The following is a 15,107-nucleotide window of genomic DNA, read 5'->3' as shown; positions in this document are numbered from 1 at the left end:
ACCGAGTCGTGACAAATGAGCCTCTTGATTTTTGTCGCCTAACTAGATGTTATTGCCCTCACATGAAATCCCTGGAGGTGTGCATGCGCGCAACGTCACTCATCGGCGCGCTCGTCGTCGCTCTCGGCCTGACGGCGGGGTGCGGGGACAGTGGCGGCGTCGGCGGCGCCGGCGAGAAGCCGGCCACGCAGAAGACCGCTGCCGCGGGTGAACCAGTCACGCTAAAGTACTGGACCTGGTTCCCGCCCGAGTCGACGCTGAAGACCACGATTGCCGCCTTCGAGAAGAGCAACCCGGGCATCAAGATCGAGCTTCGCGAGTTCGAGGCCGCCGACTACCAGAAGCAGCTCCCGCTCGCGCTGAGCGGCGGCGAACAGCTCGACATCGTCGGCGTTCAGGTCTCGGCCATGACCAACTCGGTCCACGAGCAGCTCAGGCCGGTGAGCGAGTGGGAGGCCGACCTCCCGGCGGGCTGGCGCGACAAGCTGGCCGCGAGCCCGGTGGCCCAGAGCGAGAAGATCGCCAAGGATGGTGTCCTCTACAGCATCCCCATGGGCTCGATCGGCAGCGCCATCATGCTGTCGAACACCGCGATGCTGGGTGAGCTGGGCGTGGCCGCACCCAAGACGATGGACGAGCTCAAGGCGGCCGTCGACAAGATCAAGGCGGCCAAGCCGGATGTGAAGCCGGTCGTCTTCTCCGGCGAGCCGTACTGGCAGGAGGAGATGCTGTTCACGCTGTCGGGGCAGACCGCGCCGACCCTGTCCGACGACCTGCTCGCCGGCCGCAAGCCCTGGAACGCTCCCCAGATGGTCCAGGCGCTGACCGACTACAAGTCGCTCTTCGACAAGGGGATCTTCGACAAATCGGTGCTCAGCCTCAAGGGCAACCGCCCGGCGGAGCTGTTCGGCTCCGGTCAGGCGGCGTTCCTCATCGACGGCTCCTGGCAGAGCTCCATGCTGTCGGACATTTACCGCAAGGCCAACAAGATCTCCATCGCCGACGTGGGCGCGTCCGCCGTGCCCGTCCTGGGCGGCGGCCAGCCGGCCGCGCGGGCGTTCGCCGAGGGCGGCCTCTCCATCCCGAAGGCCTCCCAGCACGTGAAGGAGGCCGCCGCGTTCATCCAGTTCATGACGATGGGCCCGGGCGTGGCCGAATGGGCCAAGGACCTCGTCCTGGTGCCCACCTTCAAGGACTTCCAGGTCGACCCGTCGGTACTCACCAGCCAGTCGGCCAAGGACGGCTACGGCGCGGTCATCCAGGTCATCAACGGCGGCGGCTCGGCCCGCGACTCCAATCAGGCGTTCCTGAACCAGGTCGAGGGCAACGCCATCCTCGACGTGATCCGCGGTGAGACCGCCCCGGACAAGGCGGCCGACCACCTCCAGGAGGAGTGGTCAAGCGGCCGGTACGCGGCCCAATGAGATCCAAGGCTCTCGGAGCGGCAGCGCTCTTCCTGCTGCCGCTCCTGGCGTTCTACGGCGTCTACTACCTGTACGCCTTCGGGGTCCTGGTCGACGCCAGCCGTACCCGGACCTCGCTGTCGTTCACCGACGCGACGGTCGTGGGCTGGGAGAACTTCCGCCTCGTCATCACCGACGAGCTGTTCCTGCGCGCGGTGCTCAACAACCTGCTGTTCGCGGCGGTCTCGATCGCCGCCGCGCTCACCCTGGGATTCTTCCTGGCGGTCAGCCTCGCATCGGGCGTACGGCTGCGCCGGTTCTTCTTCACGGTGTTCCTGCTGCCGTCGCTCATCCCGCTGTCGCTGTTCGCCACGGTCTTCGGGCGGATGCTGGAGACCGACGACGGCGCGGTCAACGCGCTGCTGGGCGTCGTGGGGATCGGGCCGGTGGACTGGCTGGGCTCGACGGGCCCGTCATACGCGGCGCTGTTCGTGCTGCTCGTCTACCTCGTCGGGTTGCCGATCATGTACTACACGTCGGACCTGGCCACGACCAACACCGCGGTCCTGGAGTCGGCGATGATCGACGGCGCCGGGTCGGGGCACATGTACCGGCTCATTCTCTTCCCGATGCTGCGCAACACCCACAAGACGGTGATCCTCTCGGTCCTGCTGGGCAGCTTCCGCGCCTTCGACGTGGTGTTCTTCTCCACCAAGGGCGAGCCGGGCGGCCGTACCCAGATCACCGGCACCTACATCTACAACACCATGCTGGGTGAGAACCGCATCGGCTACGCCTCCGCGGCCGCGGTGATCGTGCTGGTGTTCGCGTTGGCCATCTCGGCACTCCAGGTTCTGGTGACCCGCAGGAGGGCCCGATGAGCACACCCCTGCGCGCACTGCGGCAGCGCCGTCGCGACAGCGTCGCGGTGTACGGCATCCTGCTCGCGGGGGCCGCGCTCTGGCTGTTCCCGCTCGTCACGGCTGTGCGGGCGTCGATCGCCCACGGCGGCGTGGCCAACTACTGGACCGTGCTGACCAGCACCTACAACGGCGTCAGCCTGCTCGGCGCGTTCGTCAACAGCCTGATCGTGGCCGCGTTGCACGCGATCCTGGTCTGCGGGGTGGGGGCGCTGGCCGCCTACGCCTTCTCCAAGATCCGGTTTCCGGGGCGCGAGACGCTCTACCACGCCGTCCTGATCTTCCTGGCCGTGCCGGGTGTGGCGATCATCGTGCCGGTGTACTGGATCACCGGGCAGCTCGCGCTGTTCAACACCCATCTCGGCGTCGCACTGCCGGAGGCGGCGCTGACCCTGCCGTTCGCGGTGCTGATGCTGCGCAACTACGCCGACGGCATCCCCGATGAGCTGCTGGAGGCGGCGCGCATCGACCGCGCCGGGCACGGGCAGGCGTTCTGGCACGTCTTCCTGCCGCTGTGCCGGCCCGCCCTGATCAATCTGGGCGCGCTGTCGGTCATGTGGTCGCTGCAGGACTTCCTGTTCCCGTCGATGATCCTCAAGCGCTCCGACCTGAGTACGGCGGCGCAGGCCGTACGGACGATCGAGAGCTCGTTCGGGCCCACGCCGGAGCAGACCTCGCAGTACTTCGCCGCGCTCGTCCTGCTGGCCGTACCGGTGATCGTGCTGGTGGTCGGGGGACTGCGCTTCATCACCCAGGGCATCACGAGTGGAGGGGTCAAGGAGTGAACGACTGGTTCCGGGAACTGGGATTGGGGCTGTTCATTCACTGGGGGCACGCGAGCACCCGCGGGTGGGAGCTGTCCTGGCAGATGACCGGCGGGGTCCGCGACCAGTCCCCACCGCGTTCGCCCGTCCCCATCGAGGACTACTTCGCCAACGCCGCGGGCTTCGATCCGGAGCGGTTCGACCCGGCGGGGTGGGCGGACCTGGCCTGGCGGGCCGGGGCGCGGTATGTGGTGTTCACCGCCAAGCACCATGACGGGTTCGCCATGTTCGACACCAAGTTGTCGGACTACAAGGCAGGGCGCGACTACACCCGGGAGATCGTGGCCGCCTTCCGGGACAAGGGGTTCCGGATCGGGCTGTACTTCTCGATCATCGACTGGCACCACGAGGACTACCCCCGCTACACCGACGCCACCGTGCGCAAGCCGTACGTCGTCGGGGACTATCCGCGTGGGACCCGGGAGCAGTGGGAGCGCTACCGCGCGTTCATGCTGGGGCAGCTCGGCGAGCTGCTCACCGGGTACGGCCCGATCGACATCCTGTGGCTGGACGGCGAGTTCGAGCACACGGCCGAGGAGTGGGACTTCGCCGCGATCCGCGAGTTCGTGCGCGAGCGGCAGCCGTACTGCCTGGTGAACGACCGGTGCGTCGGACACGGCGACTTCGTCACCCCCGAGCAGCAGCTCCCGCTGGCCCCGCCGGACCGGCTCTGGGAGACCTGCCTCACCATGAACGAGTCGTGGGGGTACGTCGCCGACGAGGAGTGGAAGGACGCCGGCGAACTGCTGCGCACGCTGGTCGAGGCCGTGGCGATGGGCGGCAACCTGCTGCTCAACGTGGGACCCACCGGAATGGGGGAGTTACCCGCCGAGGCGACGGCCCGGCTCGAGGCGTTCGCGACCTGGATGGAGCGGCACGAGGAAAGCATCCGCGGCGTGCGGACGGGGCTGGAACTGTGGCAGTTTCACGGGCCTTCCACGCGCCGCTCCCTGCCCGAGGGCGGGGAGCGGCTCTACCTGCACCTGGTCATGCGGCCCTACGAACGGCTGACCGTGCGCGGGCTGCCCGTCCGCCGGATCACCGACGTGCGTCTCCTGGGCGCGGACGGGCGGCTCGCCTGGTCGGTGCTGCCCTGGCTCAAGGAGGTCCACTCCGGAACCGGGGGCCCGCTCGGCGATCTGCGCGTGGAGATCCCGTCCGCCCTGCTGGACCCCATGTGCAGCGTTGTCGTGGTGGACCTCAGCTGAGGTCATACAGGACGATCGCCGGTACTGATTACTTGGTCATGCCTGAGCCGGAGGTGCTGGGAAAGTAATGGCGCTCTTCTCTGTCGATCTGGGTAGCGGGACCGTCCATCGTTCCGAGGAGAGCGGGGGCTCGATCCTTGGGCTCCGGCTGCTGCTGGAACGGACGCCCGGGGGGCTTGAGCCGTACGCGCCAGAGGCGCTGCTGTACGTCGCGGCAGGACCTCTGGGCGGTACGGCGGCGCCCGGCCTGGCCAAGGCCGTCTTCCTCGCGAAGTCGCCCCTCATGGGAATCGCCGGCGAATCGCACGCGCTCGGACCGTTCGCGTCCGGGTTGCACGGAACGTCGCTGGCCATCACGGGCCGGGCCGAGGTGCTCTCATACCTGCTGGTCCGCGATGGCCGCATCTCCCTCCATCGGGCGCCCGACCTGCGCGGGCTGGGCGTCGCCGCGGTGACCGACATGCTCAGGCAGCGGTACGGCGACGCCGCTCACGTGGCCGCGATCGGACCGGCGGGCGAGAACCTCGTCCGCTACGCGAGCGTGGTGACCGACTACGCCTTCCCCGCCATGAGATACGGCCTGGGAGCGGTGTTCGGCGCCAAGAACCTCAAGGCGATCGTCTGCGTGGGCTCACCACCTCCGGTCTCCGACCCCGCGGGGGTGGAGGCGATCGCGCGCTTCTATCGGGAGGCGATCCCGCACAACCCGCTCACCGTCGTGCAGCACGACCCGCCGGGGTTCGGCGCGTGGGCGGGTGCCAGGCTCGACCCCGGCTACGCGGCCGTGCGCAACTTCTCCTCTACCGGCGACGGCACCCTGCGCCTGCCGACCGCCGCCTCCTACCTCGGCAGGGAGGTCGCGCTGACGGGCAACTGCCCCGGCTGCCCCACCGACTGCCTCAAGATCTACGGCCCAGGAAGAACGGGCGGACTCGGGCAGGAGGCGTTCCTCTCGCTCGGCTGGAACCTCGGCATCGACGACCTCGACGCGGTGCTGGAGGCCAACGCGCTCTGCAACGGCCTCGGGCTCGACCAGGTATCGCTGGGTGGCACGCTCGCCTTCGCCATGGAGGCCGCACTTCCGCCCACGTTCGGCGACCCGCTGCCCGACCTGATCCACGCCATCGCGCACCGCAGCGGCAAGGTGGGCGATCTGCTCGCCGAGGGCTCCGCCAGGGCCGCCCGCACGCTCGGCGTATCGTGCGCGATGACGGTCAAAAGCGCCGAGATCCCACCCTTCGACCCGCGAATCCAGCCGGGAATCGGGCTCGGCTACGCCCTGTCGCCCAGCGGACCCCGCTACGACGCGCTGGAACATGACCTCGACTTCGACCCGGAACACGGCCTGCCGTACAGCTGGCCCCAGGCGGCCCTCATCGGCGTGGAACCCGCACCGGCCGGAGAGCTCAACGCGGAACGAGGCCGCAGAACGGCCCGCCTCCTGCGCCTGTGGAGCGCCTTCGACGCCCTGAACATCTGCGTCTTCGCCGCCACCCCGACCAGGCCCCTGACCATCGACCACGTGAACGCCCTGGTCACCGCCGTCTCCGGCCATCCCGTCGACCTGCTGCGAACGGGCCAGACGCGGCTGGACCTCATGCGCGCGTACGCCCAGCGGGAAGGCAGCGGCCCCGACACTCTGCCTGACCGCCTGCACGACGAGCCCGTGGCGGCCGGGCCACACCGGGGCGCCGTACTGTCGAGAGCGGCCTTCGCCGAGGCCCGCACGGCGTTCATGCACGAACTCGGATGGAGCTAGGAAGTGTACGGAGCTGAGATCAGGAGGATTCGCCTGCGCCCCGGTCGCTGATGCCGATGGGCCATCGCCGAGACGCGTGGAGACCTCACCGACGTCGCCACCCCAGGCCCCAACCGCGCCGACCTCCGGTGGTCAGGCAAGCACAAGCACCATGGCGGGAACATGCAGGTCGTCTCCGGGCCGGGCGGCTGGCCGCTAACACTCGGCAAGGGGCCGCGAAAAGGGATTGATCGGACGTCCGCCGTGTGCTTAGGTCAGATCACGCCCTCGATCACGGAGGAGGTGAGAGCCATGTCGATCCGACCGTTCATGCGCTCCCTCCCCGCTCGGGCGTTCACGCGGGTCTGAACCGGGGAGCGCACATCTCCTCGAAGGAAGACTTCCATGACCGATCTGGTCGTCCGACCGCTCCACCCCGGCGAAGAACACCTGTTCCTGTCCCTGTCCGCCCCGGCCACAGTCGGCATGGCGTGGGCCGGCCGCGACTACCTGGAGACCGTGAAGGCCGCGCAGTACCGTCCCGAGTGGACCTGGGTGGCGCTGCGCGGCGGTGAGGTCGTCGGAAGGGCCGCCTGGTGGGGCGGCCCTGCTGACCGGCGGCCCTTGACCCTCGACTGGCTCGACTTCGGAACGGACGTCGAGGTGGGGGCCGCGCTCCTGCGAGCCGCTCCGTTCACCGCCGACTACTGCCTCGTCCTGCCGCCAGGATGGCGGGAGGATCCCGAGGTTCGCGCCACGGCAGACCTCCGCGTCGCGGCGGCCACACGGGCCGGCATGGAGCTGCTGGTCGAGCGCCTCAACTACCGATGGACCCCTGCCGCGGGCCTGCCGCCGCGGCCGAGGCGGCTGGAGTTCCGGCCGGAACCGGACGACGAGGTGATCCTCGACGTGATCCGCCGGACGCATGTCGGCACCTTCGACGCCCACGCCCGGGCCGAGATGGCACGCGGAGGCGTGGACGCCTCGGCCAGAGACGAGCTGGAGTTCCTGCACTGGATGCCGTCCCCACGCACGTGGTGGCACCTGGCCTTCACCGGTGACGGGCGCCTGGTTGGTCTCGCGGTCCCCGGGCGGAACCATGCCCGCCCGACCATCGGTTACATCGGCGTCGTCCCCGAGCAGCGCGGCCACGGCTACGGGTACGACCTGCTGGCCGAGGCGACGCACATCCTGGCGGACGCCGGGGCCCTCGAGATCGGCGCGGACACCGACGTCGGCAACACCCCGATGGCCGCCGCCTTCGCCCGCGCCGGCTACCCCGTCGTCCAGGAGCGCGTGTTCCTCCGCCGTCCCTCCTAGAACGGCTTCCCCGTGCTGTACGGCCTCGCCGGGCCGTACAGCACGCCGCCGGGCGCCTCCCTCCGCGGCTCTCGTGTCATCACCGAGCTCGCGATCCGGCAGGCGAGAGAGCGCCATCCCGCTCTGGACGGCCTGCTGATCGATACCGCCGACAGCAACCGCTACATGCGCGTCATCAACCGCAGGTTGGGCTACGCGCCGACTCATCAGGCTTACGGGCTTGCAAATCGGTCTGATCTTCAGGGGAAACGGCCTCGACCTGGACGAGCGGCAGTCCGCGAGTGACCATGACTACCCCGTGTTGACCGCCCTCAATGGCACGCTAATGGCACGGCGATCAGGCTCAGCGTGCCAGTGTCCATGGTTGTCCTCCGAATCGGTGACAGGCGTCGACGTGCTGATCGCTCGGCGCCGTCGGGGCGTTTCGTCTACTCTTGATCGCCACAGTGAAGATCATGAAGATAGTGAGGAGGCATCCCCGAATGGGCGGTATCAAGCGAAGCGCGACCCTCGCACTCGGCATGGCGGCCACGCTGGCGGCGTCCGTCGCCTTTACCAGTCCGGCCATGGCGGCGTCGTCGCCGATTGAGGCCTGCGGTGGCGGCAGCTACCACGTCATCGACAGCAAGGCGCTGGGTTCGTACGCCACCATTTACCTGCTCTACAACGGCTCCACTAACTGCGTGGTCACCTGGAAAAAGGGATCCTACGTGGGCAACAGCGCCTGGGTGCGTGCGGTGGTGCAGGCGTACGGCTCTCCGGGCGTGGTGGATGCGGACTATTACCACTATTACGCCGGCCCGGTAAAGGTCAAGGCGCCGGGCAAGTGCATCATGTGGGGCGGCTCCTACGGCAACCAGTGGTGGGAGAGCCCCTTCGAGCACTGCGGCTGACCCCAACGCCTCCTGACATCCTGCTTGCAAATCGGCCTGATCGCCAAGGGGGGCGGCCGCGACCTGGGCAGGGGGCAGACCGCGAGCGACCGTGACTGCCCCCTGTCGACCGCCCTTAATGGCCTGACGATCACGGCCGTGATCGTCGGGCCATTAGCGGCTTAAATCGCGGGGCAGAACACCGATTTGAGGGCGTTGGTGATGCGTTGGTCCGCGGTCATGCGCTCGTCATTGTCCATGGCCAGTGTCATGGACACGGCGAACTGTAGGCGGCCATCAGAGGAGGTATAGGTCGAGGCGAAGAAGCCGGGGGCCTTGGGAGTTGACCTCTGTCAAACCTTGGTTCAGGTGGGGAGAGATCCGAGGACCCTGACTGTGGGGGATGTCGTGAGAAAGATAAGCGAATATATACCAATTTACTGTCACGAAACGGCCGGCCAAGTCAAGGGCTGTGGGAGATAGTGTGAGAGCTTGGAAGCCGTTCCTGGCCTTCGGCGCGACCGCCGCGGTGGTCCTGGTGTCCGTGCTGGCTTTCGCACGGGAGCCATCGGCAGTGGAGGCGTCCTTCGTGGCCGCGTCCGTGCCAGCGGAAAGGCTGCTCATCGACGATCGTGACCTTCCCCGGCCTTCTTCGATATCTGATTCGGTCGCTGTCCTACAGGAAGACGTGACTGGGGATCACCGGCTTTCCCACTTCGGCGCCCGTGAGGAAGTCATACGTTCTTGGGGAAGAACGCGTGAGGGCGACTCCGCGCTGATCGAGAGAATCCTGACCTACGAGACCCCGGAGGAGGCTCAGGCGGAGTTCGACGCCGCACCTCAGGGCAGGCAGTTCAACGATTCGGACTTTGGGGCGATAAAGCGTGAGGACATATCGGATCTTCGCCTGGGGGCGCCAGCCGCCGCCGTCTCGTGTATCGGCGCCTGGCGTGTCCCCGCCGACACCTGCAGGCGCTGGGTGTTCAGAGGGCGCTATTCGCAATTTGTCGTCGAGCTGACCTTGAACGACTATATAGATGACGGGAAATCGGTGGACGTGCCAAGGGGGATTTTCTGGAAATCACCCGCGCCTTGGACGCGCACATTGTCAATGTTCTGAAGTAAAATGACGAACTCACCGAACTTAACCTCGATCTTTCGCGCCTATCTGGTGGCTGGCTGATCGGTTCGGCTGGAGTTTGAGATCGGGGCCGTGGTCAACCCGGAAGCTCGGCCAGGGGCATCCTCGAACTGTGGGTCCCCGCCGAGGAGTTGGCCGAGTTCAACGCCCATATCGTCGGGCTGATCGAAGTCGTGCACGAGTTCCGGCGCAACGACGAAGGTGCGTGACCGGCCACCGGGTCCCGCCTGCGCCGGGGGCGTCCTGATGGTCAGGACGACGTGCATGGTTGTACGGGATGCCTCGTCGACGTCGGTGGAGAGCTGTTATCCGCTGCGGGCGGGGGCGCGGAAGACTTGGCGTCGATGCCATTCGATGTGCGCGGTGTCGACAGGGGCGAGCCCCGGTTGTGGGGCGCGGGCGGGGCGTTCGGCCAGGGCGAGGACCACCTCCTTGGCCGCCGACGTTCGGCCGACGAACCTCGCGGAGACACTGATCGTCCGGTCGGGGGTCAGGCCGAGGACGCCCTTGTCGACGAGTTTGTGGTGGATCGCGCACAGACACAGGCCGTTGGTGACGTCGTCGGGTCCGTCGAACGCCCACCAGCGGACGTGGGCGGCGTCGAGGCCGACGGCGGTGCCGTCCAGCCAGCCGTCGTACTCGCAGAACGCGCAGCAGTACTCGTAGGCAATGAGGACGTTCTCGCGGAAGGCGGGGTCGCGCCGGGCCGTCGAACGCGCCTGGACGTTCACCGGGTCGGCTGCGCCGTGTGCTTCCAGGTCGAGGCCGGTGAGTTGGCAGATGTCGGCGTGGAGAGACGGTTCGAAATTGGTGTCGAGGAGATAGCGGGCAAGGCGTACGACCAGATGGGAGTCTTCGGACAGCGCTCGCAGGAGGTCGGGATGGAGCCGGCCGGAGGCTTGGGCGGCCCGTAGTCGGCCGAGTTCCGGCCCGGGACTGCCCGGGCCGTGAACGGTGTCGACGAGCCAGACGCCGTCGTTGGTCAGGTGGTGGAACGGGTAACCGGGGCTGGTGTCCCGTGGCGGTCCGAACTCCTTGAGCAGGCGCTTGAGATCCGCTTCCGCTGTGCTGAACGGGATCGGGCCGCCGCCGTGGTGTTGGAAGCGGCCGAGTGCGTAGAGCAGCAGGAGAGGCTTGTGCGGAGCGCGTTCGCCGCCCCGCGCCCAGCGCCGGATGTCGGCGACCCGCTCGACCCAGTCCATGACCATCACCTTACGGTGATCTTCATCCTGCGGACCAGGGCTCGCTCGCCTCACCGCCGTTGTCGGAGCACGCCCCCTCGGAGGGTGCGGTTCCACACGAAGTCACTCCATAACGCCACCGCGGTCTTCGGCGCTCGCGCCCGGGCCCCGGTCCGCGGTGGGCCGCGGGGCGGTCATCAGTCCTGCGCCTTCCCGCCGGCCACCCGGCTGATCATGAGGGCGACGAGGATGATGCCGCCGTAGACGAGCTGCTTCCACTCGCCCGGCACGCCCTTCAGCGTGAGGACGTTCTCGACCAGGCCGATGACCAGGACGCCGGTGAGCGCCCCGAGGACCGTGCCCTTGCCGCCGTCCATGCTGACGCCGCCGATGACGGACGCCGCGAACACCATGAAGATCCAGCCGACGCCCTGGTTGGCGCTGATGCCGCCGAGACGGCCGGTCTCCAGGACGCCCGCGAGGGCGGCGAGCGCGCCGCCGATGACGAACACCGTCCACAACACCCGGTCCACGCGGATGCCCGCCGCCCGCGCCGCGTCCGGGTTCCCGCCGATCGCGTACAGCGCGCGCCCCGCCCTGAAGTAGCGCAGCCCGACGATCCCGGCGGCGAACAGCACGGCGGCGATCCAGATCGACGCGGGCACGCCGAGCCAGGTGGCGCCGCCCAGATACATGATCGACTCTGGCAGCTCGAACAGGCTCTTGCCGCCGGTCAGGCCGAGGTGCAGCCCGTGGACCACGATCATCATGGCGAGCGTGACGACGAATGCCGAAAGCTGGAACTTGAGGATCAGGAAGCCGTTGAACGCGCCGATCGCGGCCCCGATGAGCAGGCACAGCGGGATCGCGAGCAGCCCCGAGCCGCCCGCCGTCGCCGGGATCACCAGCACGGTGATGGCGGGAGCCATGCCGACGGTCGACTCGAGGGACAGGTCGAACTTGCCCGCGATGAGGATCATCGCCTCGGCCAGCACGACCAGGGCCAGCGCGGACTGCTGCTGGAGCACGTTCGTGAGGTTGCCCACGGTGAGGAACACCGGGTCCACGAACGCGCCCACCACCAGAAGGACGACGATGACCGGCACCAGCGTCAGGTCGCGGAAGCGGCCGAGCCGCAGCCCCGCGCCCGCGCGGAGACGTCCCGCCGGGGCCGCCGCCGGCGGCGGGGACGGTGTTGCCGAGGGGGTCGCTGTACTCACTCTTCCATGCCTTCCATCACGGCCACGAGCTGCTGGTCGGACCAGCCGCGCGGCACGTCCCTGACCACCCTGCCGTGGAACATCACCAGCACCCGGTCGCAGATCCGCAGGTCGTCGAGCTCGTCGGAGACCAGCAGCGCGCCGGCGCCCCGCCCGACCGCGTCCTCGACCGCGCCGAGCAGGGACTGTTTCGCCTTCACGTCGACCCCGGCGGTCGGGTTGATCACCACCAGCGCGGCGGGGGAGTCGGACAGCGCCCGGGCGAGCACGACCTTCTGCGCGTTGCCGCCGGACAGGTCGCCGACGGGCTGCTCCGGTCCCTCGGTCTTGATGTCCAGATCCTCGATCATCCGTACGGCGCGGGCCCGTCGCCGGGATGGGAACACGGTGCCGAACCTGCCGAGCTTGTGCGCGATCGGCAGGGTGGCGTTCTCGGCGATCGACAACAGCGGCACGAACCCCTCGCGGTGCCGATCCTGGGGGACGAACCCGAGACCCGCCCGCAGCGCGGACGGCACGTCCCCCGGCCTGACGGCGACGCCGTTGATCCTGATCGTGCCGCTGTCGGCCCGGCGGAGCCCGACCAGCGTCTCGGCCAGCCCGACCTTGCCGCTGCTGCCCGACCCGGCGAGGCCGACCAGTTCGCCCGCCCGCACGTCGAGCGCCACGTCCTGGTAGCGGTCCCGCAGGGACAGCCCGGCCGCGGAGATCGCGACCGAGTCGCCCGCCGTACGGGACCTGGGCTCGTAGGCGGCGGTGGCCTCGCCGGTCATCGCGGCGACCAGTTCGTCGTGCGGCAGCTCGGCCACCGGCCGGGTCAGGACGTGCCGGGCGTCACGGAAGACCGTGACGCTCTGGCAGATCTCGTACACCTCGTCCAGGTGGTGGGAGATGTACATCATCGTGACGCCCTGCTCGCGCAGCGCGCGCATGCGCTCGAAGAGCCGCTCGATGGCCGGGCCGTCGAGCTGGGCGGTCGGCTCGTCGAGGATGATGAACCGCGCGCCGAACGACAGCGCGCGGGCGATCTCGACGAGCTGACGCTGCTCGACCCCGAGGTCGCCGGCGAGCGCGCCCGCGTCGACGTCCACGCCATACCGTTCGAGGACCTCGCGGGCCTCGCGGCGCACGGCGCCCCAGCGGATGAGCCTGCCGGACGTCCGCTGCCGGTTGAGGAAGAGGTTCTCCGCGACGGTCAGCGTGGGGATGATCGTCGACTTCTGGTAGACGCAGGCGACCCGCCGCCGCCACGCGTCCCGGTCGGCGAGGGCGGGCGCCGCCTCTCCCGAGAACAGCACCTCGCCCTCGTCCTGAGCCTGCAGCCCGGTCAGGATCGACACCAGGGTGGACTTGCCCGCGCCGTTCCTGCCGAGGAGTGCGTGCGTCTCGCCCTCGGCGATGGAGATGCCCGCGCCGTTCAGCGCGACGGTGGGCCCGAACCGCTTGACGACGTTCCTGGCTTCGACGTGAACGCTCATTTGACCTGGTTGCCCCAGAGGTTCTGGTCGTCCACGTTGTCCTTGGTGACCAGGGGAGCGGGGAGCTGGTCCTCCAGGCCGTTCGGCAGCGAGATGATCGTGCTGTCGTGGTCGGTCGGGCCGGGCTGGAACGTCGTGCCCTCGGCGGCGGCCTTGGCGTAGAAGAGCGCGTACTTCGCGTACAGGTCGGCGGGCTGGGAGACGGTCGCGTCGATCTCGCCCTTGCGGATCGCGTCGAACTCCTGCGGGATGCCGTCGTTGGACACGACGAACACGTGCTTGGGGTCGTCCGGCTGGACGAGCAGGCCCTTGGCCTTGAGCACCTGCAGCGTCGGGGCCAGGTGGACGCCGCCCGCGTGCATGTACACGCCCTTGATGTCGGGGTTCTGCTCCAGGCGGGTCTGCAGCATGGACGCGGCCTTGCTGCCCTCCCACTCGGTCGGCTCGTCGAAGACGGTGATCCCGGGGAACTTCGTCTTCATGCACTCGCGGAACGCCTCGGCCCGGTCGCGGCCGTTGATCGAGCTGAGCGCGCCCATGAGCTGGACGACCTTGCCCTTGCCGCCGAGCTTCTCACCGAGGAACTCGCACGCCTTGGTGCCGTACGCCTTGTTGTCGGCGCGTACGACCATGTAAACCTTGCCCTTGTCGGGGCGGGTGTCGACGGAGACGACCGGGATCTTCTTGTTCTCGAGCTGCTGGAGGGTGGAGGCGATGGCCCCGGTGTCCTGGGGGGCCATGACGATCACCTTGGCGCCCTGGCTGATCAGCGCCTGCGTGTTGGCGACCAGCTTGGCCACATCGTTCTGCGAGTTGGTCGGGTTCATCAGCTCGACCTTGAGCTCGCCCGCCATCTGCGGCACGTACTTGCTGTAGGAGTTCCAGAAGTCGGAGTCCGCCCGGGGGAAGTCGATGCCGACCTTCCCCCCTGAGGCCGTGCCACTGCCACCGCCCGTTGCGGCGTCATCGCCGGCGGAGCCGCACGCGGTGATAATCGTCAAGAGGGCCGCTCCTGCGACCACGGGGCCGAACCTCATCGTTTCGCCTCTGCTTCCTCAGGGGGTGGGGGTGTTTCAGTTGCCGGGCCGGAGCCGGAGGCCGTGCATGCCGCCGTCGACGGCGAGGATTCCGCCGAACTCGGGCCTCTCGGGGGCGGTCGACCACCCGCGCGAGCACTCCAGGGACACGATCCGGGAGCGCACGCCTGCCCCCACCGTCTGCCGCTGCCGCCCGAGCCCGTCGATCTCGGGCTCTCCGATGTCGCGCAGGTTTCCGGCGGCGTCCATCACCACCGGCCTCTCCTGCCCGGCAGGTCCCACTCGCAGCAGCTTCACACCGCATCCCTCGATATGTACACAGCCATACATCGGATGTCTTGGTCGAGATGCTCATGTGTGCCGCGGGTTCGTGTCAATATTTAGGCGCCAGGTAGCCCGATCTGTGATCTAGATATGTGGCGAAATGTCCGGTTGATGCCATGGAATGCGGTCCGTGCATCCGATATCTGCCCGCACGGCCGTCCGGTCGTGCGGTGGAAAACATCGGATGGCGAGCCTTGTTGCCTCCATGGCTCCGGTGTATGAACGGGACCGGAACGACGATCGTCGGAGGTCTCCGTGCATGTCCGTCGCCGGCGACGCTTGGTCCCCGCCCTGCGGGGACGCGGCCCTCGGGCCGGATGCGGCGAGGACCCGGCGGGCTACCGCTGCCGCGGCGTACGTCGTCGTCGCGGTCCACGAAGCAAGGTGGCGGCAGCCTCGGTGCCCCCTGCAGGTTCTCTCCGTTGCCGTTGCGCGCATCGG

At 68.5% G+C, this 15,107-nt stretch carries 13 protein-coding genes and 1 pseudogene; 9 read left to right on the top strand and 5 right to left on the bottom strand.

Annotated features, from left to right (window positions below):
• The first annotated feature begins 83 nt into the window (after positions 1-83).
• The 9 genes and pseudogenes from AWQ71_RS24970 to AWQ71_RS24935 all read left to right on the top strand — a co-directional run bounded on the left by AWQ71_RS24970 (position 84) and on the right by AWQ71_RS24935 (position 9,405).
• Positions 84-1,424: an ABC transporter substrate-binding protein gene (locus AWQ71_RS24970; RefSeq protein ID WP_067137299.1), complete on the top strand. Its 1,341-nt coding sequence runs from the start codon at positions 84-86 to the stop codon at positions 1,422-1,424.
• Entirely contained in the window at positions 1,421-2,284 is an 864-nt protein-coding gene (locus tag AWQ71_RS24965) for a carbohydrate ABC transporter permease (protein WP_067137297.1), read from the top strand. Before AWQ71_RS24970 ends, AWQ71_RS24965 begins: the two co-directional genes overlap by 4 nt.
• Entirely contained in the window at positions 2,281-3,108 is an 828-nt protein-coding gene (locus tag AWQ71_RS24960; protein ID WP_067137295.1) for a carbohydrate ABC transporter permease, read from the top strand. The genes AWQ71_RS24965 and AWQ71_RS24960 overlap by 4 nt, the downstream gene beginning before the upstream one ends.
• Positions 3,105-4,355: an alpha-L-fucosidase gene (locus AWQ71_RS24955; protein ID WP_067137293.1), complete on the top strand. Its 1,251-nt coding sequence runs from the start codon at positions 3,105-3,107 to the stop codon at positions 4,353-4,355. Before AWQ71_RS24960 ends, AWQ71_RS24955 begins: the two co-directional genes overlap by 4 nt.
• Before the next feature lie 67 nt (positions 4,356-4,422).
• The gene (locus tag AWQ71_RS24950; protein WP_067137291.1) at positions 4,423-6,114 is read left to right on the top strand and encodes an aldehyde ferredoxin oxidoreductase C-terminal domain-containing protein; all 1,692 of its coding nucleotides are present in this window, start codon (positions 4,423-4,425) and stop codon (positions 6,112-6,114) included.
• A 93-nt stretch (positions 6,115-6,207) separates the two neighbouring features.
• Positions 6,208-6,312 (top strand): annotated as a pseudogene (locus AWQ71_RS41905) (IS5/IS1182 family transposase); the annotation flags it as partial.
• Between the two features lie 186 nt (positions 6,313-6,498).
• Positions 6,499-7,413, top strand: a complete 915-nt coding sequence (locus tag AWQ71_RS24945) for a GNAT family N-acetyltransferase (protein WP_067137289.1) — start codon at positions 6,499-6,501, stop codon at positions 7,411-7,413.
• Positions 7,414-7,895: 482 nt separating this feature from the next.
• A complete protein-coding gene (locus AWQ71_RS24940) occupies positions 7,896-8,306 on the top strand; it encodes a hypothetical protein (RefSeq protein WP_218001952.1) in 411 nt (136 codons plus the stop codon).
• Positions 8,307-8,769: 463 nt separating this feature from the next.
• Entirely contained in the window at positions 8,770-9,405 is a 636-nt protein-coding gene (locus tag AWQ71_RS24935; protein WP_067137288.1) for a hypothetical protein, read from the top strand.
• A 326-nt stretch (positions 9,406-9,731) separates the two neighbouring features.
• On the opposite strand, the gene AWQ71_RS24930 is transcribed toward AWQ71_RS24935, so the two are convergent.
• The 5 genes from AWQ71_RS24930 to AWQ71_RS43350 all read right to left on the bottom strand — a co-directional run bounded on the left by AWQ71_RS24930 (position 9,732) and on the right by AWQ71_RS43350 (position 14,639).
• Positions 9,732-10,628 carry a phosphorothioated DNA-binding restriction endonuclease gene (locus tag AWQ71_RS24930; RefSeq protein ID WP_067137449.1) on the bottom strand — a complete coding sequence of 299 codons (897 nt, stop codon included), beginning with the start codon at positions 10,626-10,628 and terminating at the stop codon, positions 9,732-9,734.
• 176 nt (positions 10,629-10,804) lie between these two features.
• The gene (locus tag AWQ71_RS24925; RefSeq protein ID WP_067137286.1) at positions 10,805-11,827 is read right to left on the bottom strand and encodes an ABC transporter permease; all 1,023 of its coding nucleotides are present in this window, start codon (positions 11,825-11,827) and stop codon (positions 10,805-10,807) included.
• Complete coding sequence (locus AWQ71_RS24920) at positions 11,824-13,305, bottom strand: sugar ABC transporter ATP-binding protein (protein WP_067137284.1); 1,482 nt, start codon at positions 13,303-13,305, stop codon at positions 11,824-11,826. The genes AWQ71_RS24925 and AWQ71_RS24920 overlap by 4 nt, the downstream gene beginning before the upstream one ends.
• Positions 13,302-14,306, bottom strand: coding sequence for a sugar ABC transporter substrate-binding protein (locus AWQ71_RS24915; RefSeq protein ID WP_245658451.1), 1,005 nt, complete (start codon positions 14,304-14,306; stop codon positions 13,302-13,304). Before AWQ71_RS24915 ends, AWQ71_RS24920 begins: the two co-directional genes overlap by 4 nt.
• Before the next feature lie 72 nt (positions 14,307-14,378).
• Entirely contained in the window at positions 14,379-14,639 is a 261-nt protein-coding gene (locus AWQ71_RS43350; RefSeq protein WP_218001951.1) for a hypothetical protein, read from the bottom strand.
• Positions 14,640-15,107 lie beyond the last annotated feature (468 nt).

The organism is Microtetraspora malaysiensis (assembly GCF_001528665.1).
In the GTDB taxonomy this organism is placed as follows: Bacteria; Actinomycetota; Actinomycetes; order Streptosporangiales; family Streptosporangiaceae; genus Microtetraspora_A; species Microtetraspora_A malaysiensis.
The sequence above is the reverse complement of the archived record's forward strand: the minus strand, read 5'-3'. Positions and strand labels throughout refer to the sequence as shown.